Annotated in this window: 19 protein-coding genes and 1 tRNA gene; 9 read left to right on the top strand and 11 right to left on the bottom strand. The window is 74.4% G+C overall.

The window, feature by feature from the left end:
- The first annotated feature begins 40 nt into the window (after positions 1 to 40).
- On the top strand, positions 41 to 928 hold the full coding sequence (locus ACOOHE_RS02795; RefSeq protein ID WP_420456281.1) for a hypothetical protein: 888 nt from the start codon (positions 41 to 43) through the stop codon (positions 926 to 928).
- 3 nt (positions 929 to 931) lie between these two features.
- Here the strand turns inward: ACOOHE_RS02795 and ACOOHE_RS02790 are convergent, their stop codons facing one another.
- Complete coding sequence (locus ACOOHE_RS02790; protein WP_420456280.1) at positions 932 to 1,408, bottom strand: sterol desaturase family protein; 477 nt, start codon at positions 1,406 to 1,408, stop codon at positions 932 to 934.
- A 39-nt stretch (positions 1,409 to 1,447) separates the two neighbouring features.
- Complete coding sequence (locus tag ACOOHE_RS02785) at positions 1,448 to 3,067, bottom strand: PQQ-dependent sugar dehydrogenase (protein WP_420456279.1); 1,620 nt, start codon at positions 3,065 to 3,067, stop codon at positions 1,448 to 1,450.
- Positions 3,068 to 3,174: 107 nt separating this feature from the next.
- On the opposite strand from ACOOHE_RS02785, the gene ACOOHE_RS02780 reads away from it, so the two are divergent.
- The 3 genes from ACOOHE_RS02780 to ACOOHE_RS02770 all read left to right on the top strand — a co-directional run bounded on the left by ACOOHE_RS02780 (position 3,175) and on the right by ACOOHE_RS02770 (position 4,527).
- A complete protein-coding gene (locus ACOOHE_RS02780; RefSeq protein ID WP_420456278.1) occupies positions 3,175 to 3,516 on the top strand; it encodes a peptide chain release factor-like protein in 342 nt (113 codons plus the stop codon).
- An 85-nt stretch (positions 3,517 to 3,601) separates the two neighbouring features.
- Complete coding sequence (locus ACOOHE_RS02775) at positions 3,602 to 3,871, top strand: DUF7218 family protein (protein WP_420456277.1); 270 nt, start codon at positions 3,602 to 3,604, stop codon at positions 3,869 to 3,871.
- The gene (locus tag ACOOHE_RS02770; RefSeq protein WP_420456276.1) at positions 3,868 to 4,527 is read left to right on the top strand and encodes a hypothetical protein; all 660 of its coding nucleotides are present in this window, start codon (positions 3,868 to 3,870) and stop codon (positions 4,525 to 4,527) included. Before ACOOHE_RS02775 ends, ACOOHE_RS02770 begins: the two co-directional genes overlap by 4 nt.
- A gap of 129 nt (positions 4,528 to 4,656) precedes the next feature.
- Here the strand turns inward: ACOOHE_RS02770 and ACOOHE_RS02765 are convergent, their stop codons facing one another.
- The 3 genes from ACOOHE_RS02765 to ACOOHE_RS02755 form a co-directional block, all read right to left on the bottom strand.
- Positions 4,657 to 5,724 (bottom strand): ion channel, encoded by a 1,068-nt coding sequence (locus tag ACOOHE_RS02765; RefSeq protein WP_420456275.1) that lies wholly within the window; start codon positions 5,722 to 5,724, stop codon positions 4,657 to 4,659.
- An 83-nt stretch (positions 5,725 to 5,807) separates the two neighbouring features.
- A complete protein-coding gene (locus tag ACOOHE_RS02760) occupies positions 5,808 to 7,355 on the bottom strand; it encodes a magnesium chelatase (protein ID WP_420456274.1) in 1,548 nt (515 codons plus the stop codon).
- Between the two features lie 63 nt (positions 7,356 to 7,418).
- Positions 7,419 to 8,423: a hypothetical protein gene (locus ACOOHE_RS02755; RefSeq protein ID WP_420456273.1), complete on the bottom strand. Its 1,005-nt coding sequence runs from the start codon at positions 8,421 to 8,423 to the stop codon at positions 7,419 to 7,421.
- Positions 8,424 to 8,575: 152 nt separating this feature from the next.
- Here ACOOHE_RS02755 and ACOOHE_RS02750 point away from each other — a divergent pair, with 152 nt between their 5' ends.
- Entirely contained in the window at positions 8,576 to 12,604 is a 4,029-nt protein-coding gene (locus ACOOHE_RS02750) for an NF038122 family metalloprotease (protein WP_420456272.1), read from the top strand.
- Positions 12,605 to 12,746: 142 nt separating this feature from the next.
- On the opposite strand, the gene ACOOHE_RS02745 is transcribed toward ACOOHE_RS02750, so the two are convergent.
- Both ACOOHE_RS02745 and ACOOHE_RS02740 read right to left on the bottom strand, forming a co-directional pair.
- Positions 12,747 to 13,754, bottom strand: coding sequence for a hypothetical protein (locus ACOOHE_RS02745; RefSeq protein WP_420456271.1), 1,008 nt, complete (start codon positions 13,752 to 13,754; stop codon positions 12,747 to 12,749).
- Positions 13,755 to 13,819: 65 nt separating this feature from the next.
- A complete protein-coding gene (locus ACOOHE_RS02740; protein WP_420456270.1) occupies positions 13,820 to 14,968 on the bottom strand; it encodes a S1C family serine protease in 1,149 nt (382 codons plus the stop codon).
- A 129-nt stretch (positions 14,969 to 15,097) separates the two neighbouring features.
- On the opposite strand from ACOOHE_RS02740, the gene ACOOHE_RS02735 reads away from it, so the two are divergent.
- The gene (locus tag ACOOHE_RS02735) at positions 15,098 to 16,069 is read left to right on the top strand and encodes a YndJ family transporter (protein WP_420456269.1); all 972 of its coding nucleotides are present in this window, start codon (positions 15,098 to 15,100) and stop codon (positions 16,067 to 16,069) included.
- A gap of 119 nt (positions 16,070 to 16,188) precedes the next feature.
- On the opposite strand, the gene ACOOHE_RS02730 is transcribed toward ACOOHE_RS02735, so the two are convergent.
- Entirely contained in the window at positions 16,189 to 18,216 is a 2,028-nt protein-coding gene (locus ACOOHE_RS02730) for a hypothetical protein (protein WP_420456268.1), read from the bottom strand.
- 121 nt (positions 18,217 to 18,337) lie between these two features.
- Here ACOOHE_RS02730 and ACOOHE_RS02725 point away from each other — a divergent pair, with 121 nt between their 5' ends.
- The 3 genes from ACOOHE_RS02725 to ACOOHE_RS02715 are packed head-to-tail and all read left to right on the top strand — an operon-like array spanning position 18,338 to position 22,043.
- The gene (locus ACOOHE_RS02725; RefSeq protein ID WP_420456267.1) at positions 18,338 to 20,500 is read left to right on the top strand and encodes a TonB-dependent receptor; all 2,163 of its coding nucleotides are present in this window, start codon (positions 18,338 to 18,340) and stop codon (positions 20,498 to 20,500) included.
- Positions 20,497 to 21,288: a hypothetical protein gene (locus ACOOHE_RS02720; RefSeq protein ID WP_420456266.1), complete on the top strand. Its 792-nt coding sequence runs from the start codon at positions 20,497 to 20,499 to the stop codon at positions 21,286 to 21,288. Before ACOOHE_RS02725 ends, ACOOHE_RS02720 begins: the two co-directional genes overlap by 4 nt.
- A complete protein-coding gene (locus ACOOHE_RS02715) occupies positions 21,285 to 22,043 on the top strand; it encodes a glycosyltransferase family 2 protein (RefSeq protein ID WP_420456265.1) in 759 nt (252 codons plus the stop codon). Before ACOOHE_RS02720 ends, ACOOHE_RS02715 begins: the two co-directional genes overlap by 4 nt.
- 21 nt (positions 22,044 to 22,064) lie before the next feature.
- Here the strand turns inward: ACOOHE_RS02715 and ACOOHE_RS02710 are convergent.
- The 3 genes from ACOOHE_RS02710 to pyrH form a co-directional block, all read right to left on the bottom strand.
- A tRNA-Ser gene (locus ACOOHE_RS02710) sits at positions 22,065 to 22,151 on the bottom strand.
- A 76-nt stretch (positions 22,152 to 22,227) separates the two neighbouring features.
- Positions 22,228 to 22,797, bottom strand: a complete 570-nt coding sequence (frr, locus tag ACOOHE_RS02705) for a ribosome recycling factor (RefSeq protein WP_420456264.1) — start codon at positions 22,795 to 22,797, stop codon at positions 22,228 to 22,230.
- A gap of 30 nt (positions 22,798 to 22,827) precedes the next feature.
- A complete protein-coding gene (gene pyrH / locus ACOOHE_RS02700) occupies positions 22,828 to 23,616 on the bottom strand; it encodes a UMP kinase (RefSeq protein ID WP_420456263.1) in 789 nt (262 codons plus the stop codon).
- Between the last annotated feature and the right edge of the window lie 40 nt (positions 23,617 to 23,656).

Raw genomic sequence — 23,656 nt, 5'->3', positions numbered from 1 at the left:
GGCCCGAGGGGCTACTCTCGCCCTCTCCCCCTTCCGCGCCGTGCTCCGCCTCTCCACCCTCGCCTTCACTTTCCTCCTGGCCACCACGCCTCGTGCCCAGGGCGACTCCGAGGAGCTCCTTCGGGCCGTCCTTTCCGCGTTCGGCTCGGGCGCCGGCGGCGAGGTCTCAGCGGAGCTCTACGAGACGTGGCCGGAGGCCGTCGACCGCGACTTGCTCCCCGCTGGCGCCGTACCCATCGGCGGGTTCCGGCTAAGCAGTGACGTCGAAGGGCCGCTCGGCGACCCCGTCACGGCCGGCTTTGCACGTCTCGACGAGGCGCCACAGGACGCTGCCGCCGCTTTCGCCGCGAGGCCCCTCCCCGGCGAGTGGACATCGGAGCGGTCCCGCTACCAGAGCGGCTCGTTCCGACTGTGCAGCCCGGACCTCCACGGCGACGCCTTGTTCTCGGCTCGCGCCGGTGGAACCACCTACGTCACTGTGTCCGTCGAGCGCGGCGGCTGCCACTTATCCGGTCAGGACGCCGTCGTCGTGGACGAGCCTCAGGAGATGGACGATGTGATCGGCGACGGCGAGATCATCGACGAGCCGGGGGAGCCAAGGCCCCATCTTCCTGACGTTCCCGAGATCGATCCGAACGGTGAGACTATCCAACTCGTCGACGGATTCGGTTTCAGTTCGAACCCAGGCGAACGCCCTGGGGCCTACTCCACCGCCTGGCTCCACGACCACACAGTCGCATCTGGCGCCGCTCAAGTCGACGCTGCTTTCGAAGCCGATGGTTGGTCCCGACTCGGAAGCCACCTATCCGACGGCACTCAAGTCTCGGTGTGGTCGCGGGAGGACGAGGAGGGGCGGCAAGTGATTGCCACCCTCACGGTTCGTGCGAACGGTGACGGTGCCGAGGCCTCGATTACCGCCACGCGCTGACGCTCAGGCCACACGGTCCCGCGTCCGCTCGAACCGGCGGCCCATCCACGGGGGGAAGAGGAACAGTCCGTACGGCTCCTGCCCCTCCTTCGACAGCGACTGGTGGTGCCGGCCGTGGGCCCGCTTGACCGCCTGCGCCGCCGCGACGGTCGTCTTCTTCGGCCCCAGCCGACCGTGCGCGTAGAGGTCGTGGAGGACGAAGTAGAGCAGCCCGTAGACCGCGATCCCGACGCCGAGCGGGAACGCGGTGCTGGCGAGCGGGTCCGCGCGGCCAGCCCAGATCAGGCCGACCGACAGCGCCCCGAAGCCGACCGAGAACAGGTCGTTCCACTCGACGCCCTCGCCGTGGCCGTGCGCCGGGTCGTGGTGCGTCCGGTGGATCTTCCACAACGGCCCGTGGAAGACGAATCGGTGGAGCACGTACGACGCCACCTCCATGACGGCGAACGCGGCGGCGGCGAGCAAGACGAAACGGAGCACGAGGGCGGAGACGGCGGGGCGGCCAAGCTAGGCGCCCGGTCAGCGGGCGACGGTCAGGGAGCGCACCATCCGGGCGCCGCCGGCCTCGACCACGGCGAGGTAGACCCCCGGCGCGAGCTTGCCCGCCTCGACACCGAGCCGGTGGGTGCCGGCCGCGAGGGGTCCGTCCCACACCGTCGCCACGGTCCGCCCGAGCACGTCGATCAGGCGGACGCGGGCCGAGCGCGGCGCGTCCAGCGTGACTTCGAGCGCGCCGGACTGGCGGAGCGGATTCGGGACGACGGCGAGCGCGAGCCGGGCGTCGGGCGCGTGTGCCGTCGCCACGCCCGACGTCTCGACGGCCCACAGCCCGTAGGGCGCGCCGAACTCGGCCACGTAGACCGTCGTCCCGATGGCGGCGGCGGCGATGGGGTTGCGGAAGCCGGCCACCACGCGCTCGGCCTCGACCGCGGCCCGGTCGTCGGTGAACCGAAGGCAGACCAGGTCCTCGCCCGTGTCCTCGAACGGCGCCAACAGCGAGCCGCTGGTGTCCTCGCCGTCGGTCCAACTCAGCACGACCGCGTCGCACGACACGACCGGCTCCGACGAGGGCTCGACGAAGACGAGCCCCAGCGGCGAGCGGTGCGGCGTGAACGTGGTCGCCACGAGCCCGGCGTCGCTGGCGTCGACGATGGAGCCGTCGGGCTGGCGGAGCTCGTCGGCGTCGGGGCCGAGGTTGCGGATGGGGTCGTTGAACGTGACGCCGGCGGGCGGAGCCGGGTAGGTCGGGTCGTCATAGAACGCGCCGGACTGGTAGGCCGTCGAGGCCGGGTTGACGAGCGGGTCGGCGTCGGGGTCGTAGCCGGGGAATCGCTGGGGCGTGTCGTTCGTCCCCATCCGCCAGGGAAATCCGTAGTGGCGGCCCCGGCGGAGCCAGTTGAGCTCGTCGCCGTCGTCGCGGTCGCCTGAGTTCTCGGCCCCGAACAGCTCGCCGTCGGGCGCGAACGCGAGGCCGAAGCTGTTGCGGGTGCCGTCGGCGAACAGGAAGCCGCCGTCGACGAGCGTCGCCGAGTCGGCCGGGATCACCAAGTCGGTGGCGTCGGCCGGGACGCGCAGGATGGCCGAGGTGAGCGGGACCTCGCGCACGCCGGGGAACGCGCCGCCGCCGTCCTGGACCTCGCCGTGGTCGGTGCGCGAGCCGCTGTTGAGCGCGAGCCAGCTCCCGTCCGGCGAGACGGCGACCGCGCTCAGGCTGTGGTCGAACGCCGTCCGCCCGTACGGGTACGGCGCCGTCTCGGCGACCGTCGACCACGCGCGCGCGCCGTTCTCCACCCGGCCGCGGCGGACGACGCCCGTGTTGGTCGTCTCGGTCCGCCGGCTCCCGACGAGGTAGATCGTCCCGGCGCCGTCGATGGCGATGCTGTAGGTCGGGACCGGGGCCCCGTGCTGCTCGGGCGTGGCCACCAGCTCCGGTTCCGCGCCGACGGCCGGGGGCAGACGGTACAGGTCGCCGCCGCCGGTGAGCACGTAGAGCTGGCCCTCGGCGGGCTCGTGGGCGAGCCCGACCACGCCGGGCGGCAGCGTCGCGACCAGGTCGAGGTCGAGCGGGGCGAGCGGCGTCGGCTGGGCGAGCGAGGGGGCCGCCAGCAGAAACGCGGCGGCGAGAGCGAGGCGGGTCATTAGGCGGAGGCGAGGGTCGCGCCGAGTCTACGGGACCGCGGCGCCGGTCCGCACCGTACATCGGGCTCCCCCGAGCCCGCATCGAGCGCGGCCGAGCCCAACGACCCATGAGCGGCATCCCCGAGAGCAACGACGACCTGATGGCCGAGTGCGACGTGGAGACGCTGTCGGGCAGCACGAAGGGCGGGCAGCGGGCCAACAAGGTCGAGACGGGCGTCCGCCTGACGCACCGGCCGTCGGGGACCGTCGTGACGGCGCGGCGGTCGCGGAGCCAGTTCCGCAACAAGGCGCTGGCGGTCGCCGAGCTCCGGCGGCGGTTGGAGGAGGCCGCCCGGCCCGTCAAGGTCCGCCGCCCGACGAAGCCGACGAAGGGCTCGAAGCGCCGCCGCCTCGAGGCCAAGCGCCAGCGGTCCGAGAAGAAGGCGAACCGGCGCCCGCCCGAGGTGTGACGGATGGGGCCGTCCCCGAGACCGCCGGCTCGCGGAAACCGACGGCCCGGCGACGCATCCTCTCCCCCCTATTCTCCCCACCCCCATGCCCAAAGGAACCGACCACGGCCCCAGCGTCAAGGACGACGAGGCCTACGAGGCCCTCCGCGACAAGGGCTACTCGAAGCAGACGTCGGCGGCCATCGCGAATGCCCAGGCGAACGACGACCGACACCCCTCCGAGAAGGGCGGCCACGCCAAGGTCTACGAGGAGTGGACCAAGGACGAGCTCTACGAGCGCGCCCAGGAGCTCGACGTCGAGGGCCGGAGCGGCATGACGAAGGACGAGCTGATCGACGCGCTCCGAACCGGATGACGCTCCGCCTCCTCGCCCTCGCGGCCGTCGCCGGCTGCGCCTCGCCACCGGCGACGCCGCCCGCGCCGCCGCCCGACGCCTCGCTGGCCCTGGCCGACACCGCCGCCGGCCCGGTCTCCCGCCTCGTCCCCATCGTCGGCCTCCGCGACGGCCGCTCCGACACGCTCGACGTGGCCGAGCTAGTCGGCACCGGCGCGGTGTCGTTCCTCGGCCGCCCCCACGTCGCCGTCGACGCGGTCGGGGGCGGGCGCGTGGTCGTCCGCGTGGCGCCGGACGCGGTGCCGCCGGTCCTCGTCCCGTTCGAGGTGGAGGGCGTCCGCTACGTGATCGCCACCCAGCGCGAGGGCGCGCAGGGCCTCGACCTCCGCCTCGAAGGCCCCGACCCGGCCGACCCGAGCCTGCTCGTGTTCGTCGCCCGGTCCGCCGACGGGTCGCCGCTGATGCTCGACGACGAGGACGGCGTCGCGCTCGTCGACAACCGGGTGTTGGAGGAGAACGCGCTCGACGTCCACGCCGACCGGCTGGTCCTGGACCTCGACGCCGTGGGGCCCGGCCGGCGCCGGATCCGGGTGGCCGCCGCGCCGCCCGGCGACGCCTCGAACTGGGCCGAGGTCGCCGTGGAGGACGGCCGGCTCGCCGACGGGCTTCCGCGCTAGCGCGGCCTCATCCGACGTACACTTACTCCCGGAGTGGGCACGGCATGGGGGACGGGACATGAGGCATGGGGCCGATTCCTCTCGCCCCTTCACTCATGCCCCGTGCCCAAGGAGTCGCCAGATTCCGACTCACTCGGTGTAGCGGCGGACGGTCTCGGGCCAGTCGGGGCTGTGGAGCCGGTCCAGCACGGCGCGCCCCAAGGGCTCGCGCAAGTCGCTCCCCTCGGCGACGGCCAGCGCCCACCGGTCGAAGGTCACCTCCGAGGAGACGATCTCGAGGTCCGAGTCGGACGACCGCGTCGTCCGCAGGCGTGGGAGGGCGCCGGCGAAGGCGTCGAGCGAGTCGGCCTCGACGGCGGCGAGCCCGGCGGCGACGCTCGGGAAGGGGCGGGCTTGGACGGCGAGGTCGCGGAGGACGCCGGCCGCGGCCGAGCCGTCCACGACGCCGACGCGCCGGTCCTGGAGGTCGTCCGGCAGGCGGAGCGAGCCCGAGCCCGACCCGGAGCCCGAGCCCGAGCCGATCCCGAGCGCGGACACGAGCGCCGCCGTCAGCGAGGCCGTCAGCGCCATCGAGACCAGCATCCAGAGCAGCGCCATCGACCGGCCCGGGACGGTCTCCGGGACCGTGTCGCCGTAGCCGATCGTCGTCATGGTGACGCCGGCCCACCAGAAGCCGTCCCAGATCCCGGCGCGGTCCTCGCGGAAGTCGTCGCCCTCGGCCTTCCGCTCGGCGGCCCACATCGCCAGGCCGATCAGGAACAGCAGCAGCACCAGGCCCGCCGCGATCTTGAAGAACGTCGGCGAGAAAAAGCGCTTGGCCACGTCGAGCGGGCCGTTCTGCGGCTGCTGGGCGATGGCGAGTCGGGCGCCGAGGAACGGCGTCGTGTAGTCGACGACGGCCTCGCCCTGGACCGAGGTCGGGACGACGGCGACGTCGGCGCGGCCGTCGGCCACGGCGGCGAGGGCGCTGTCGGGCGCGACCGCGAGGAACCGGACGCCGCGACCGAGCCCCTGCCCGACCTGCTGCGCGAAGGCCACGCCCAGGCCGTCCCACGTCCCGTCGGGGCTCTGCGAGGACAGCGGGGCCGCCTCCGAGACGGCTACCACCAGGTCCGACGCCTCGGGCGGGCGCGGCGGGGCCTGGGCGACGGAGGCGTGGGCGACGGAGAGAGCGGCGAGGACGAGGAGCAGGCGCATCGAGACGGGAGAAGGGCCCCGGGTCTACGCGCGGGGCCTGGGAGGGTCCCCCCGGGGGCCCCCCGCGTCGCCGCTGCGCCTCGTCATCCGAAGCGACGGTACTCGTCCTCGTCGTCCAGGTCGTCGTCGTCGTCGGGCCGGAACGAGCCCAGGCCGGACAGGACCGAGCCCATCATGTCGGCGTAGCTCGCGCCGTCGTCGGCGACGTCCTTGCCGAGCAGCGAGTGCTGGTGGAGCATCTCCAAGGCCAGCTCCATCATCGACGCCTTCTCGGCCGGCGTGGTCGGCGTCGTGTGGGCGTCGACGAGCGCGCCGAGCCCGTCGACGCGGTCGAGCTGCTGGGCGTAGGCGGGGAACGCGAGGTCGGTGTCGAGGTCGACCGTGTTCCCGCGCGAGAACCAGCCGAGCACCTCGCGGTAGGCCGCGCGCCCGCCGCCGGAGCCGCTTCCGGCTCCGCTCGCCTTCTCGGTCGGGTCCGGGAGGTAGGTCTTGACGATGGCCGCGACCGCCTTCCCGACGAGCGCCCGGGCCACGCCCTGGGCCCCCTCCTGCTCGCCCTCGTAGACCAGCTCGACCTTGCCCGTCACGGCCGGCTCGACCGCTTCAAGGTCGCTCGCGCGGACCGTCGTCTCGGCCTCGCCGTGGACGAGCGCCCGGCGCTCCGCCGCCGAGATGAGGTCCTCGAGCGCCGCCCGCGTCAGCCGCGCCGACACGCCCGACTTCTGGTCGACGTACTCGGACGCCCGCGCCTCGAACGCCACCTGCTCGACGATCTCGCGGAACACGTGGGGCACGGCCACCTTCACCCCGCCGTCGCGCTCGGCCCACGCCTCCTGCCGCGTGATCTCGACGCCGATCCCGAGCTCGCGCGGGTAGTGCGTCAGGATCTGCGAGTCGATGCGATCTTTGAGCGGCGTGATGATCGAGCCCCGGTTCGTGTAATCCTCCGGGTTGGCCGTGAACACCATCAGGACGTCAATGGGAATGCGGACGTTGAACCCTCGGATCTGGATGTCCTGCTCCTCCATGATGTTGAGGAGCCCCACCTGGATGCGCGGCTGCAAGTCCGGCAGCTCGTTGATCGCGAAGATGCCCCGGTGCGTGCGCGGGATGATGCCGAAGTGGATCACCTCCTCGTCGGCGTACGTCAGCTTGCGCGTCGCCGCCTTGATCGGGTCGATGTCGCCGATCAGGTCGGCGATGGACGTGTCGGGCGTCGCCAGCTTCTCGCCGTAGCGGGCGGACCGGTGGAGCCAGCTTACCGGCGCGTCGTCGCCGCGCTCGGCGATGAGGTCGCGGGCGTATTTCGAGACCGGGTCGAGCGGGTCGTCGTGGATCTCCGTCCCCTCGACCTCGGGCACCCACTCGTCCAAGAGCGACGGGAGCATCCGGACGATCCGGCTTTTGGCCTGGCCCCTCAGCCCGAGCAGGATAAAGTCGTGGCGCCCGAGCAGCGCGTTCTGGACCTGGGGCACGACCGTCCGGTCGAAGCCCAGGATGCCGGGGAACACGTCGTCGCCGGCCTGGAGCCGGCCGATAAGGTTGGCGCGGACCTCGTCCTTGACGGAGCGGGGGCGGTAGCCGCTGGCGCGCAGGTCGCCGAGCGTAGAAATCTGGGGGGCGTCGGCCATCGGGGGGATCGCAGTCGTTGGCGTCCCTTCACGCCGCCCGCCGTGCGCCGTTCCTCCCGTCCGCTACGGGCGCCAGTCGACCTCGCCGAGCGTGAGGTGGACGGGTGGCAACGACCGGAGCTCGTACGGCCCGCTCAGCGTCCGCGCGGCGACGGCCAGCGCGTACCGGCCGGGCGGCCGGTCGCCGAGCAGGTCTTCGAGCGCGAGGTCGACCTCGGCCCGGAGCGCCCGGTCGATGCCGAGGTACAGCGGAGGACTCCCGCCGCCGGCGCTGGACCCGCCGAAGGGCGTCGGCGGCGGCTGCCCACAGGCCGCGTCGGCGGTGGCCTCGGGCGGCCCGGCACGGGGCGCGGCGTCGCGACGGTCGGCGCCGGCGAAGGCCAGGACACGGGCGGCACACGGCGCCCAGCCGACCACGTCGGGCCCCATCCGCGGGACGGGCGCGGCGCGGACGACGGCGCGGAGTCGCCCGCCCTCGACGCGCACGCTGTCGACCCCAAACCGGACGCCGACGCGCACGGCCTCGGTGGCCAGCGGCGGGCGGCGGGCGGCCAGGTCGACCGGCCCGAGGTCCACCCGGAGCGTGTCGACGGGCCGAGTGCCGTCGATCATGTCGACGTCGAACACGGCCGTGAGCCAGTAGCGGCCGTCGGGGATCGAGTCGGTCAGGACCTCGGCCAGCGAGGCCGCGACGCGGAGCTCCGGGGTGCCGTCGGGGGTCATCGTCTCGCCGGGCGCCAGCGTCCGCGTCGCGAGGTAGAGCGGGCAGCCGATGGAGTAGCCGTCGACCGTCCGCGCGAAGGCGGTGGTGAACGCGGGCGGCCCGGCGCGACGGGAGTCGGGCCAGCCGAGCACGGTCGCCGAGCACGCGCCGTAGCCGACGGCCACCGGCCGGTCGCTCGTGTTGGTCACCCGGAGGTCGGCGTAGAGCGAGTCGCGTTCGGCCCGGGCCTCGGCGGTGAGGCGGAGCGCGCCCGGTCCCGCCGGCTCGGTCGGGGCGACAGGCGAGGGCGGCGCACACCCGCTGGCGACGGCCACGAGGACGGCAGCGAAAGCGAGCGTGCGCATGTGCGGTGAAAGCAGGGGAGGCTCAAACGCATCTCTCCCGTCGACGCTCCCGGTGCCGGTCTCAGACCGGACGAACGGGCTGGGTGAACGGTCGTGCCCTCCGGTCGGCGGAGGGGTGTCGTACCATGTGTGCCCCTTTGCATCCGTCGTCCATGTCGTCGTCCGTCCGCCTCGCGGTTGTCCTCGCCCTCGCCGCGCTGGCGCTCCCCGCTCGGGCCCAGGGCCCGCTGCCGGCCCACGCCGGCGTCCACGTCCTGACCGTCGGGCCCGACGGCGGGCTGGCCTGCGACCTGGCAGTCGAGGCCCAGGTCCAGGGGCTCCACGACGCGAGCGCCCGCACGGCCAGCCAGAACGTCCGGCTGACGCCGTTGCCGTCGCTCAACGCCGAGGGCGTCTCGAACTTCAGGATCGTCCTGCGGGCGACGGATCAGCTGTTGGACCGGCCGGCGGCGCTCTTGGCCTTCCGCCGCTCGGCGGCCCGCTGGGAGCGGATCCTCCAGAACAACGTCACGACGGTGATCGACGTGGACTTCGGGCCCGAGCGGTTCGGGACGCCCTACCCGAACAACGTCTTGGGCTCGACGGACTCGGCCCTCCAGTGCGCCCAGAACCCCACGACGTGCACCGGCGCGAGCGACGTCCAGGACTTCGTGGATCGCCTCAAGGCCACCACCTCGGACCCCCAGCTGCTCGCGCTCTACGACGCCATCCCCGTTCCGGCGCCCTCGACCAGCTCGGAGGGCCCGCTCAAGCGGGGCATCGGCGGGCTCATCTCGCTCCAGGTGCTCGGCTACCGCCCCCCCGTCACGAGCCCCAACGCCCCGTCCAGCACCGTCCCCTCGATCGGGTTCAACGACGCCTTCCCGTACGACTTCGACCCGACCGACGGCGTCGACGCCGACAAGACGGACTTCGAGGGGGTCGCCATCCACGAGATCGGCCACGCGCTCGGGTTCACGTCGGCCATCGGGCTCAGCGTGAACGGGCAGAACCCGCTGTTCTCGCCGTGGGACCTGTTCCGCGTCCGGCCCGACGCCGTGACGCCGGGCGAGCCGCTCAACGACGGGGTCGGGTTCGAGGCCGCCCCGCGCGTCGTGACGCCGGGCCCGCCCAACACCGAGGTGCTCACGGTCGAGAACGGCCGGGAGTACTTCGTCCCGGTCCAGGTCTTCTTCGACGGCCTTGAGGAATACGAGGTCTCGACGGCGACCGGCAGCCGGGCCGGCGGCGACGGCCAGCAGGCCTCGCACTGGCGCGACGACGCGCTCCGGCCGCCCTCGCTCGGGGCCGCCCGCAAGATCGGGATCATGGACCCGAACCTCGGCCGCGGCTCGCGCGACGAGTTGACCGACGCCGACATCCGGATGCTCGACGTTATCGGCTACACCGTCGACTTCGACCCGCCGACGGCGACGGTCGCCTTGAGCGTCGACGGCCAGGCCATCGACGACCGGTTCCTCATCACCGAGCCCGTCGACCTGGGCGACGTCGACGCGGGCGCGACGCTCGACGTCCCCGTGGTCGTCGGCAACGTCGACGCGGCGACGCCGCTCCAGTTCGAGCTCGAGGCCGAGATCACGACGCTCTTCCCGACCACGGCCTCCCCCACGCTGACGGTCACCGTCGCCCAGGGGACGGTCGCGCCGGGCGGCTCGACAACGCTCGCGCTCCGAGTGGGCGGGTTCGACGGGCAGGCCATCGGCGAGGGGGTCCTGCGGCTCAAGGCCAACGACGAGGACCGCGGTGTGATCGAGGTCCCGGTCACGTTCACCGTCGGCGGCGCCGTGGCGCCCCGGCTCTCGGTCGGCACCGTGCCGACGTCGCTCGGCGACCTCGGGGCCGATGAGCGGCGAACGGTCGAGATCCCCGTGTCGAACGCCGGCACGTTCGACCTCTCGTACCGGGTCCTGACGACGCTCGTCACGCGGGGCTTCGAGTTCCCCGAGACCTCCGACGGATCGCGGATGGCGGCCCCCGTGTTCTCCCAGGACTTCGAGGGGGCCAACCCGCTTCGGGGCTTCTCGTTCGACAGCAAGGCGGCCCCGGACCGCTGGCAGACCCGGACGACGGGCCCGGCCGCGCTCCCCGGCCACTCGACCCCAACGGCCCTCCACTACGGCAAGATCAACGGCGCCAGCGGGTACTCCGACAACTCGCTCGGCCAGATCCGGGCGCCGGGCATCGACCTCAGCGGCGTGAGCCCCGACAGCCGCGTGACGCTGTCGTTCGCGCACTACCTCCAGGCCGAGGCCGGCTTCGACTTCGCCACGGTCCTGGTCTCGGTCGACGGCGGCGACACCTACGAGGAGGTCGCGACCTCGGACGGCGGCGTCCTGCGCAACACCGACGAGGGGTGGGAGACGGTGACCGTCGAGGTCCCCGGCGTCGCCGGCTTCCCGGAGCCCGTCTACATCGCGTTCCGGTTCGACAGCGACGCGAACGTGACCGACGAGGGCTGGTTCATCGACGACATCGTGGTCGACGCCGTCGCGGGCCAGGCCCCGTTCTTCGTGGCGCCCGTGGCCGGCGTGCTCCCGGGCAACGGGACCGTCACGCTCGAGCTGACCGCCGACTCGGGCGTGCTCGACGACGGGTTCTACCGAGGGAGCGTCGAGATCCGGACGGACCAGCCCGGCGACGACCCCGCCCCCTACCCCGTCGAGTTCACGGTCGGCAACCCGGCCCTGCCCACGGTCGCGCTCGCCGAGGCGGCCCCCCCGGTCTCGGTCCCCGGCGACGGCGTCGGCGAGGCCACGCTCCGCCTGCGCAACGGCGGCGACGCGACGCTCTCGTACGTCCGCGTGCTGGAGCCGGCCACGAGCCGGTTCGAGGCCGGGGCCACCGTCGCCCTGGGCCGGGCCCGGTTCGACGGGCTCGCCGCGCCGGGCACGCCGGGCACGCCGGTCGCCGACCGCGCGCCGGCCCGGACGCCCGAGGCCCGGACCTCGGCCCTGCCCGACGGCGACGTCCTGGGGGCCATCGCGTTCGGGACCACGCCCGAGCTCTACGACCTCGCCCAGCTCGGCGACGGCCGCATCGCCGTGGTCGACGGCCGGACAAAGACGTCGACCACGATCACCGTCGTGCCGCGCGACCTGTCCGACCCCGGTGAGACGTTCTCGTCGTCGCTCGGCGCGTCCGTCACCGGCATCGCCTACGACACCCAGACCGAGTCGCTCTGGCTCGTCCTGTTCGAGACGGCCCAGCTCGTCGAGGTCCGGCTCGAAGGCGGGGCCATCGTGCCGACCGGGCGCGAGGCGGACCTCGACTTCACGCCGTTCGGCGTCGACTACAGCCCCGAGCTCGACGCCTTCCTCATCGGCTCGTTCGAGACCTCGGCCCTGCTCACGGTGACGGCCGAGGGCGACCTGCTCCCGGGCTACCCCGCGTTCGTCGACGGCCGCGAGCCCGAGGACGGGGCGACCTCGCTGCCGGGCGTCTCGTTTACCCAGGGCCTGCTCGAGACGACGGGCGCGTCCGACGAGCTCCTGGTCCGCGACCAGTTCGGGGTGGCCTTTGGCGGGACCGGCGGGGGGACGTTCTCGAACGAGATCCTGGCCGGGTCGACGGGCGTCTTCGGCATGCTCCGCGACCGGCTCGACCCGAACGGGTCGTTCTTCGTCACGACGCGGCCGGACGCGAGCTCGGCCGTCCAGTCGCGGCTGGTCCGGTTCGACCCGCCGGACGTCCCGGCCGGCATCGGGACCGTGGTCCAGGCCCTATCCCCCATCTTCGCTGACCGGTCGATCGAACCCCAGGAGGCGTTCGACGTCCGGATCGAGGTGGACGGGCGCGACCTCGACCCGGGCGACCGGACGGACGAGATCGCGTTCCTGACCAACAACCCGGCGCAGCCGGTCGTCCGGATCCCGCTCACGCTGAACGTGACGGCCGTGGCCGCCGAGGACGGCGCGGACGGGGCGTTCGCGTTCTCGGGCGTCGACCCGAACCCGGTCGGGCCCGCGGGCCGCGTCCGGTTCGCGCTCGCCGAGGCCGCCGACGTGTCGGTCGCCGTGTTCGACGCCCTCGGTCGCCGCGTAGCCGTGCTCGCCGACGCGCCGATGGCGGCCGGCGCCCACGAGCTCCCGTTCCCGTCGGCGACGCTGGCGCCGGGCGTCTACGTGGTCCGCATCGTGGCCGGCGACGAGCGGGCCGCGCGGACGGTGACGGTGGTGCGGTAGGAGCCCCTGCTCGGTTGCGGACCCCCCGCTTTCCTTCCGGTCGCTGCGCTCCCAGGTCGGAAAGCTGTCCCCCTTCAAGGGGGACAGTCCGGGCGCCCCTGAGCGGAGCGAGGGGCGGACGGACGGGGGGTCCGCCTGCGCCTCACCGATCCCGCCAGCGGTAGAGGACCACCCGGCTCTCCGGCGTCTGGAGCACGCCCGGCGGACGCGACATCAGCACGGCCAGCTCGACCGCGCCGCCGGACCGGCGGACGGCCAAGTCGAGGGCCACGTCGGTCTCGAGCCCGCGCGTCGGACTCACAAGCACGCGCTGGAGCCGGCCGTCGCGGTCGTACACATCGACGCGGACGTGGTCCGAGCGGAGGTTGAGCACGAACAGGCGCCCGCCCAACACGTCGGCGCTGGACATCAGCAGCGGCGGCTCGTCGACCTCCTGGCGCATGAACTGGGCCGACCGGGGGAGCTGGGGCGACGAGAACCCGACGAGCGCCAGCGTGTCAGCTCGGCCCAAGCCGGCCCCCTCCAGGCCGACGCGGTCGACGACGGGGCGGTAGCCCGAGAGCGCCGCGAGGTCGCCCTCCCAGACCCGGAGGAAGCCGACCGAGCGCCACGCCGGCCCGGCGAGCGCCCGGCGCCCCACCTCGGCCCCGCGCTCGTCGAGCCGGACGACGGCCGGCGCCAGCGTGTCGGGCCCGCCGCCCACGCGGACGGCGAGCAGCCCCGGTGCCGCGACGGCCGCCGTCGCCCCGGCCGGGGCCGGGACCTCGCGCACGACGCCCTGGCCCGGGACCACCCACAGCAGCGCGCCCCGGCCGCGCGCCAACACCACCACGGTGTCGCCGCGCACGCCGGCGCCGTAGGGGTAACTCTCGGCCGGCAGGTCGGTCCGGTCGACGTAGCCGCCCCCAGTCGAGAACCGGCGGACGCTGGGCTCCTGCGTCTCGACGACGGCGAGCGTGTCGCCGACCCAGGCCAGCGTCATCGGGACGGGCATCGGGTCGGCTTGGGGCGCCCGAGCGGTCCACACCTCCGCGAGGGTGTCGATGAGGACGGTCTCCGCGAGGGCCACCGACGCCGAGTCGGCCGCCGAGATCGCGCGGCTGTTCTCCTTCTGGCTCGACGGGAGGCACGCCTGGAAGGCCAGGGGCAAGACGCAAGCGGCAAGAGTCCCGAGCCTCCGCCCCACGCCCCGTGCCCCATGCCCCACGTTCTCCGTCATCGGGCCTCCCCCAGCGTCAGGTCGACGGTGAGCGTCTGGCCCCGGCGGACGACGCCCAGGCGGACGGCGTCGCCGGCCCGGCTGTCGACCAGCCGGTCGCGGACGTCCTCGTTCGAGGTGACGGCCTCGTCCTGGATCGACACGATCACGTCACGAGGCAAGAGACCCGCCCGCTCGGCCGGGCTGTCCGACTCGATCGACGTCACGACGAGCCCGCGGGCCTGGCCCAGCCCGAGCTGCTGCGCCAGCCGCGGGCTCACCGGCCGGATGCTCAGGCCCGTGTAGAACGACCGGTCGACGGCCCCGCTCTCGCGGAGCTCGGCGACCACCTGGCGCACGCGCCACGCCGGGACCGAGAACCCCAGCCCGACCGACCCGCCCGACCGAGAGTAGATCACCGTGTTGACCCCGATGACCCGGCCGAGCGCGTTGACGAGCGGGCCGCCCGAGTTCCCGCTGTTGATGGCCGCGTCGGTCTGGATCATGTCGCGGAAGATCCGCCCCTGCTGGGCCGGGAAGTCGCGGCCGACCGCGCTCACCACGCCGACCGTCACCGTCGGCTCGGCGGCCTCGAACAGGCCGAACGGGTTGCCCAGCGCGATGGCCCACTCGCCGACGACGGCGTCGCCCTGCTCCTCGAAGGCGAGGTACGGGAGCGGCCGCTCGGGCTCGACCTTGAGGAGGGCGATGTCGGTCTCGGGATCGCTCCCCACCAGCGTCGCCGGCATCTGGCTCCCGTCGGGGAACGCGATCGTGATCTTGGTCGCCGCCCCGGCCACGTGGTCGTTCGTCACGATGTAGCCGTCGTCGGAGATGACGAAGCCGGAGCCGATGGCCTGGACCTCCTGCTGGAACACGCGGTCCGGGATCCGCCGGCCGTAGAAGAACTCCTCGATGGGGGTCGCCCGGCGGACGTAGTTCCGGACCTCGATCACGTTGACCGACACGACGGCCGGGCTGGCCGCCTCGACCGCGCGTGTGATGGCCGTCCGGCGGCTCGTCCCGATCTCGCCGTCGAGCCGTTCGAGCGCGCCGGCGCCTTGGGCGAGCGGGGCCTCGACGGTGATCGGGCCGTCGGTCTGCTGGGAGAGGGCCGGCTGCTGGCAGCCGACGAGGGCGACGAAGAGGACGAGGGGCAGGCGCATGGCGAGTCCGGGGGGAGGGCGGCGTACGGAGGCCGTACCGGTCGGTTTCTGGAGCGTCGTCAACGGCCGGGCTGGGGGTGCGCGTGCCCCGTCCGTCGGCGTACCCTTCGGCCGTCCCACCGCTCGTCCGTGCCTGCCCTCACCCGCCGCCTCGCCCGGATCGCGTTCGCCGGGATGCTCGTGTGGCTCGCGTTGCTGTTCGTCCCACTCGCGACCGAGCCCGGCCCGGCCGAGGAGGCGGCGCACCTGGTCCTGCTGGCCCCGCTCGCCCTCGTCCCGCTGCTCCTGACCGCCAGCGCCCCGGCGTCGTTCGCCGCCCCGACGCGGATGCTGACCGCCGCGTCGTGGCTGCTGATGCCGGGCGCGCTCGGCGCCGCGGCGGCCTTCGTGGTCCCGGCCGGGCCGCTGGCGGCCGGGCTCGCCGCGCTGTGGGTCGTGCCGACGCTCGCGCTGGCGGCGTGGGCCCTCGCGGAAGCCGTCGGCCGGCGGAGGGCCGGCACGCTCGACGCGACCGAGCTCGCCGTCGCCGTGGGGTGGTCGATCCTGCCGGGCGGAGCGCTGTGTCTGGTCCTGGCGCGGTCCGGCGTCGACGTCGGGGCCTCGCCCCTCGCCGTGCTCCTGGCGACGGTGCACGTCCACTACGCGGGCGCGTTCGCGCTCGTCTGGGCCGGGCTCCTGGGGCGGACGCTCCCGGACGGCTGGCGGCGTCCGCACGCGGTCCTGGTCGCCGGCCTCGTCGTCGGGTCTTTGATGATCGCCCTCGGCGTCGCGTGGAGAGCTTGGCCGTCAGGCAGCCTGGCCGTCGCGTCGCTCGGGGCGGCCCTGCTGACGCTGTCGGCGGCGGGCGTCGGCGGGCTGGGCGTTGTCCGTGCCGGCTCGTTCGAGGACCGGACGGCGGGGCTGATGGTGGCCGTCTCGGGCGGCGCGCTCGTGCTCGCGATGGGCCTGGCGGCGTGGGTCCAGTTCGGCGCCCGGCTCGGCCTCGACCCGCCCGACGTGGCCTGGACGGCGGAGCGGTACGGGTGGCTCGTCGCCTACGGCTTCGGGCTCTGGGGCGCCCTCGGCTGGCGGCGGCTGAGGCCACGGCCGAGAGGGGGATGACGGGACGCGCGGAGGGCATCGGCCGCGAGGGCGGAGTGGTTCAGGGTTTGTCGTCTGGCAGGCTCAGCGGACCGGCCCCGGCCTCTGGGCACCCGAACCCTGAACTCTGAACCCCGAACTCACTCCAGCACCACCGCCCGCTCGGCCGAGGCCGTGGACCCTGTCGTCGCGTCGGCGACGGTCACGATGAGCGTGTAGCGGCCGGGGTCCTGGTCGCGGACGTCGACGAAGAACGAGACGAGCTCGTCGGGGCGGTCGCCGCTGGCCTCGGTGCGGACCGAGACGCCGGGGCCCTGGCCGCGCCCGAAGATCCGCCCGAGCAGGCCGCCGCGCCGGGCTTGCGGCCGCAGCGTGGCCTCGACCGTCGTGCGCGTCCGCCCGTCCTCCAGCCCCAGCCCGTACACTTCGAGGACGACGTAGACGGGATCGGTCGTGGCGAACGCGGCGCGCGGGGCGGGGACGATGCCGAGCCCGTCGCGCACGACCGGCCCCCGGCCCTCGTCGTCCACACTCGTCGCCAGCAGCAGGTCGCTCACGCCGAACCCGCCGGGTAACAAGGCGACCGGCTCGGCGGCGGCACCGCGCGCGGTGCCCTCGTCCGACTCGACCTCGACCCGGATCGCACCGTCGCTCGGCAGGTGGAGCTGGGCGGCCTCGGCCCAGACCGGCCCTCCGCCCGCCCGCACCACGCGGCCCGGCGCGAGCTGGCGGCGCTCCTGCACCTCGCGGTCAACCACGCGGCCGTCAGCGAGGGCGAAGGCGCCCGTCCGCACCGGCGCCCGGAGGCTGTCGACGGGGACGCCCCACGCGACGACGACCTCGGTCCCGCCGCCGGGCGCTCGGAACCGCGAGACGAGCGCCGGCAGGTCGAGCGTCGGGAGGTCCTGCGTCCGCTGCGGGTCGGTCCGCTGCATCTCGCGGTCGCGCATCACGAAGTCGTCGTTGCGGGCCGAGGTGCCGGGGCCGGCGAAGGCCCGAGCCGGCGGGCTGTAGGTGCGGAAGACGCCGTCGCGCTCGGGGTCGTCGAAGACGAACTGGAAGTCCTCGAAGTCCCACACGCGGAAGTTGTCGTCGCCGTAGGCGGCCACGCCGAACTCGCCGGGCGAGAATGACAGCGCGCGGCGAGGCCGGCCGTAGCGGACCCACAGGGCGCCCTGCTCCGTCTCGGCCCCGAGGCCGGGCGCCTCCCACAGACTCCCCGCGCTCCGCCCGAACAGCAGATCGGCCTCGACAACGCGGGCGCGGTGCTCGACGCGGCGCTCGGAGCGCTCGGTGAGCAGGCGCGGGTCGGCCTCGGCCCAGAACGCGGCGGCGACGCCCTCGGGGTCGGCGTCGTAGGCGTCGCGGCGGTCGAGCGGCAGCAGCGGGCGGACGTCCTCGAACCGGGCGCGAGCGCCGGGCGCCAGCCGCGGGAGCGCTCGGTCGAAGGCAACCCCGGCGGCCTCAGCGTCGCCCAGGCGGTAGTGGGCGAGGCCGGCCCACAGGTCGGCCCGGGGGTCGCCCGTGGGCGCGAACCGCTCGGCGACCGCCCCGAGGCCGGCCCAGTCCTGGGCGAGCGCGGCGAGCGTGGCTTGGGCCGCCGCCGCCGGAGCGGACGTGGGGTCGACGGAGCGCCAGGCCGCCAGCCACTCGATGGCCTCCCGGCTCGCGTCGCGCGCGCGTCCGTTCCGCTCCAGCGGCGGCCCCATCGCCGCCCGGTCGTCCACGTCGAACCGCGAGGTCGACATCCGGGCGGCGATCTCGGCTGGGCTCACGAAGTCGCCGTAGGGCGACGACACGTCCCCGAAGCGGACGCGGTCGTGCCACTGGAGGACGGTCCACACGGCGTCGTCGACCAGGACCCGGAGAGCGAGCGTGTCGGTCGGCGCGAGCCGCAGCAGCCGGCGGGCCCCGTCGGCGATCTGCTGCTGGCGGATCGGCCGGGGCAGCCTCCGGACGCCGAACCCGGCCAGCTCGAGCCGCAGGCGGAGGCGGTTCAGGGCGACCGCGTCGGGCGCGTCGGGGTCGGAGCGGAGGACGTCGCGGGCGAGCGCGTGGGCCCCACTGGAGTCGCCCGCGGCCAGGCGCGCCCGTGTCCGTTCCAACGCCGACCCGGGCTGGGCGGCGGCCACCGGAGCGAGCAGGAAGAGCGCGAGGACGAAACGCATGGGCCGAACCGTGAAGCGTGGGGTACCCGTCGGGCCGCCGCCCGGGTCCCCGGCGTCACCTCGGCGTGGAGTGCGCGTCGTGCCCTCCCGCCGGTCGGCGGCTCCCGTAAACTCTCGGCCCGTGACCCGCCTCCTCTTCGTCGCCCTGGTGCTGGTGGCCGGGCCCACCGCCCGGGCCCAGGCCGACCTGTTCGGCGTCGTCGCGGACGCCGAGACGGCCGGGCCGATCGTCGGGGCGACGGTCGCGCTCGTCGACACGGCGGGGACCGTGAGGGGACAGGCGGCGGGGACCGAGGGGCAGTTCGTGTTCCGGGGGCTCGCGCCGGGCCGGTACCTCGTCCGCGTCTCGGCCGTCGGCTACGCCGCGTCGTCCGACACGCTGGCGCTGGCGGAGGGCGAGCGCCGGGACCTGGCCGTCGCCCTGGCCCCGGTCACGGCGGCCCTGGGCGGCGTCGACGTCGAGGCGGCGCCGGCCGAGACGGTGCGGGAGGCCGGACTCGCGCGGCTCCGCCCGGCCGACCTCGCCGCGCTCCCCACGGCCGACCCCGGCGGCGACCTGGCCGCCGGCCTGCTCGCCCAGCCCGGCGTCTCGACCGTCGGTGACCGGGGCGGTCAGCTCTCGGTCCGGGGCGGGACGCCGACCCAGAACCTGGTCCTGATCGACGGGATCCCGCTGTTCCAGCCGTTCCACCTGCTGGGCGGCTACAGCGCGTTGCCGGCCGGCGTCGTCCGCTCGGCCGACGTCTACACCGGCGGCTGGCCGGCCCGGTTCGGCGGGCGGATCGCGTCGGTCGTCGACGTGACGGGCCGGACGGGCCACAAGCGGCGGGTCGGCGGGGCCGCGACGGCGTCGCCGGTCCTGGTCGGGGCCGAGCTCGAGCTCCCGATTGTCCCCGGCGACGTGTCGCTGCTGGCGTCGGTGCGGCAGTCGGTCGTCGAGCGGTCGGGCGAGGCGTTGGGGATCGACCTGCCGTACCGGTTCTCGGACGCCTTCGGGAAGGTCCACGCCCGGCTCGACGCGACGTCGACGCTCCAGGGGACGGCGCTCGTCTCGGCCGACGACGGCGACCTCGGGGTCAACGGCAACCGGATCACGACGCGGACGGAGGCGGCCGGCGGCCGGTTCTTCTCGATCTCGTCGGCGTTCGCGGCGGCCATCGACGTGAGCGCCTACGCCTCCCGGTTCACGACCACGTTCGAGCCGGTCGGGGCGCCGCGCCGGGAGGCCGAGGCCCAGACGTTCGGCGGCCGGTTCGGCTACGTCTACTACGTCGGGCCCCACACGATCCGGACGGGGATCCAAGCGTCGTCGTACCTGTTCCGCTACGCCTTCCGGCCCGGCGCCGCGACGCGCCAGAACACGAGCGAGGGGTCGGTCTTTGTCGACGCCGACTTGGCGCTCGGCGGGGGCGTCCGGGTCGAGCCGGGCCTCCGGGTCCAGACGTTCCCGGCCCAGGCGCGGACGGCGTCGGTCGAGCCGCGCGTGTTGGTCTCGTGGGCCGTCGGGCGCCACGTGCTCCGGGCCGCGGCCGGCGTCTACCGCCAGGAGATCGTCGGGCTCCAGGACCAGCGCGACGTCGGCGACGTGTTCACGGCCTGGACGACGACCCAGCCCGGGCTCCCCGTGCCGACGGCCGTCCACGGGCTCGCGGGGTGGGAGGGCCCCGTCGGGCCGGTCCGGCTCGGGGTCGAGGGCTACGCGAAGGCGCTCTCGGGCCAGACGATCCTGCTCGACGGCCGGCTCCTCTCGACGAACGGCGACGCCTACGGCGTCGAGGTGACGGCGGGCCTGCGGCGCCCGGGCCTCCGCGTGGACGCCCGCTACGGCGCCCAGGCGCTGACGTACCGCGACGCCACCCGGACGTACCGGCCGCCGTTCCACCGCCCGCACCGGCTGGCCGTCGACGGCCGCGTCGAGCGGGGCCCGTTCGCGCTGGCGGTCGCCGTCCAGCTCACGTCGGGCCGGCCGTACACCCAGGTGGCCGGGGCCTTCCTCGACCTGACCGACGAGCTCGGCCGGGGCGTGCCGGCCGAGGCGGCCCAGGGCGCACCGACGGTCCTGCTCGCCCCCCAAGCGTACGGCGCTCGGACGCCGCCCTACGCCCGGCTCGACGTGTCGGCCGAGTGGGCCGTCCGGATCCCGGGCGCCCGCGCCGTCGTGCAGGCGGCCGTGCTCAACGCCACCGACCGGGCCAACGTGTTCTACTACGACGCCCTGCGCGCCGACCGCGTCGACCAGCTCCCGCTCCTCCCGACGCTCGGCCTGCGTGTCGAGGTCGAGTGACCCGCGCCGCCGTCCTGCTCGCGCTCGCGCTCGTGGCCGGCGCCTGCGACGACGCCTTCGAGCCCCGCGTCGACGACGGCCGGGCGTTCGCCGTGTTCGGCACGCTCGACGGGCGGACCGACCGGCAGGTCCTCCGGGTCCAGGACCTCACGTCGAGCGTGTTCGAGGTGCCCGACCGGCCGGGCGTGACCGTCTCCTCGACCGAGCTGACGTCCGGCCGGACGACCGCGTGGCGCGACTCGGCCGTGACGCTGGCCGACGGCGTCCGCGCGCTCGTGTTCGTGGCCACCCTCGCCGTCGCGCCCGGCGAGGTCCACCGGGTCGACGTGGTCCGCGACGACGGCGCGCGCTCGACGGCGACCGTGCGCCTGCCCGCGCCGGCCGTCTCCGCCAGCCCCGTCGCCGCATCGACCGCCGCCCGCCTCGACCTCGCGGACCTAGGCGGGCGGCTGGTCGGCCCCGCCGTCCGCTACCGTGTCCGGCGCCCCGACGGGACGGGGGACGTGTCGTTCGCGACGACGGTCGCGCCGCAGGAAGGGAGTGGCGGGTCGGCGTTCCTCGTCTTCCTCGACGCCGCCAAGGTCCAGGCCACGACGCTCCTCTTCGGCAGTGCCTCTGGCGACCCGGTCCTGACCGAGACCCGGTTCGAGGGCGTCGTGGTGAGCGCCGAACCGAGCCCGGTCGCCGACGGCGTCGGCGGCGTCGGGTGGGCCGTGCCGGTCTCGCTGGCGATCCCGTTCCCCGTCGAGAGCCTGACGCGCGTCGGCTTCGTCGACGGGCGCGGATGACGGTCTCCGTCGTGATCCCCGCTCGCGACGAAGAGGCGTCGGTCGGCACGGTCGTCCGCGAGATTCTGGCGACGGGGCGGGTGGCCGAGGTCGTGGTGGCCGACAACGGCTCGCGCGACGGGACGGCCGAGCGGGCCCGTGCCGCCGGGGCGACGGTCGTCTCGGAGCCGCGCGCCGGCTACGGCCGGGCCTGCCTCGCCGGCCTCGCCGAGGTCGCCCGCCGCCCGCCCGACGTGGTCGCCTTCGTCGACGCCGACCGGAGCGACGACCCCGCCGACCTCGCCGCGATCCTGGCGCCCATCGAGCGTGGCCAAGCCGACCTCGTGATCGGGAGCCGCGTGCTGGGCCAACGCGCCGGGCGCGTCGAGCCGGGCGCGCTGCTGCCACAAGCGCGGTGGGGCAACGCCCTGGCCGTCGCGCTCGTCCGGGCCCGGTGGGGCGTCCGGTTCACCGACCTCGGCCCGTTCCGCGCCGTCCGTTGGGACGCGCTGGCGCGGCTCGGGATGCGCGACGAGACGTTCGGGTGGACGGTCGAGATGCAGGTCCGCGCCGCCCGCGCCGGGCTCCGGACGGCCGAGGTGCCCGTCGCCTACCGCCGCCGCGTCGGGCGGTCCAAGATCACGGGGACCGTCAGCGGGACCGTCCGCGCCGGCACCGCGATCCTGTGGACGGTCGGCGTCCACGCTGTCCGCGGCCCTCTCCCCCCCGCCCCTCGCCTCCCGCCGACCCGGGACACGGAATCGCCCCGCCAGTGACGGACACCGGCGGGGCGGAAGCGGAGAGAGAGGGATTCGAACCCTCGGTACGGTTGCCCGCACACACGCTTTCCAGGCGTGCCCCTTCAGCCACTCGGGCACCTCTCCGGGGACGGAAATCTACACGCTCGGGCCCGGGACGGATCCAAAGGAACGCCGAAGACGAGGCCCCACGCGCGAGGCCCTACACCGTCATGATGTCCTTCTCCTTCGCGTCGAGCGTCTTGTCGACGCGGCCGACGTAGCGGTCGGTCATCTCCTGGAGCGATTGCTCGGCCTCGTACTGCATGTCTTCGGAGAGCGACTCGGCGGTCGACGTCTTCTTGATCGTGTCCTTGGCCGACCGGCGCGCGTTGCGGATCGAGATCTTGGCCTCCTCGCCCTTGGCCCGGGCGCTCTTGGCGAGCTCGCGGCGGCGCTCTTCGGTCAGCGGCGGGATCGAGAGCAGGATCTGGGCGCCGTTGTTGGTCGGGTTCAGGCCCAGGTTGGCGTTCGTGATGCCGCGCTCGATGGCCCCGATGGTCCCCTTGTCGAACGGGGTGACCGTGATGAGGTCGGCCTGGGGCGCGGCCGTGTTGGCCACCTGGTTGAGCGGCATCGTCGTGCCGTAGGCCTCGACGCGGACGCTGTCGAGCATCTGGGGGTTGGCCCGGCCGGCGCGGATGGTGTTGAGCTCGTGGACGAGGTGGTCGAGGGCGGCGTCCATGTCCATCTCGGCCTCGTCGAGGGCCTCCTGGAGCTGCGGGTCGATCATGGGGGGTGAGTCTGAGCGGGAGGTGCGGGGTCAGGCCAAGACGAGCGGTTCGGCCTGGGCGTCCCAGTGGACGGTCGTCCCGACGGGCTCGCCCCGCAGGACGCGGGCGAAGGTGCCGGGCCGGTTCATGTTGAACACGATGAGCGGCAAGCCGCTCTCCTTGGCGAGCGTGACGGCCGTGAGGTCCATCACCTGGAGGTCGCGCTGGATCACCTCGGCCCCGTAGATGGTGCGGTAGCGCTGGGCCGAGGCGTCCGTCTCGGGGTCGGACGTGAACACGCCGTCGACGCGAGTGCCCTTCAAGATGACCTCGGCGTCGACCTCGGCGGCGCGGAGCGCGGCGGCGGTGTCGGTCGAGAAGTACGGGTGGCCCGTCCCGGCGCCGAACACGACGACGCGGCCCTTCTCGAGGTGGCGGATCGCGCGGCGCCGGATAAACGGCTCGGCGATCTCGTTCATGTCGATGGCCGAGACCAGCCGGGTGTGGAGACCGACGGCCTCGAGCGCGTCCTGGAGCGCCATCCCGTTGATCATCGTCGCCAGCATCCCCATGTAGTCGGCGTGGGCGCGGCTCGACATCTTGGCCCCCTGCGGCGAGACGCCCCGGAAGATGTTGCCCCCGCCGATGACGAGCGCCACCTGGGCGCCTTGGTCCACGGCCTCCTTGACGTCGGCGGCGTACTGGCCCAGGACGCCGTGGTCGATCCCGAACGCCTTGTCGCCGAGCAGGGCCTCGCCGCTCAGCTTGAGCAGGACGCGGCGGTAGCGGAGGCCGTCCCCACGCGAGGGCGCGGGGGACGACGGGTCGTCGGGGGCCATAAGACGGGGCGGCGAGAGCGGTCCCGAAGGTACGCCGGCC

Origin of the sequence: Rubrivirga sp., from assembly GCF_965213695.1 — a bacterium.
Classification (GTDB): Bacteria; Bacteroidota; Rhodothermia; order Rhodothermales; family Rubricoccaceae; genus Rubrivirga.
Note: the sequence above shows the minus strand (reverse complement) of the source record. Positions and strands in the feature narration are given on the sequence as shown.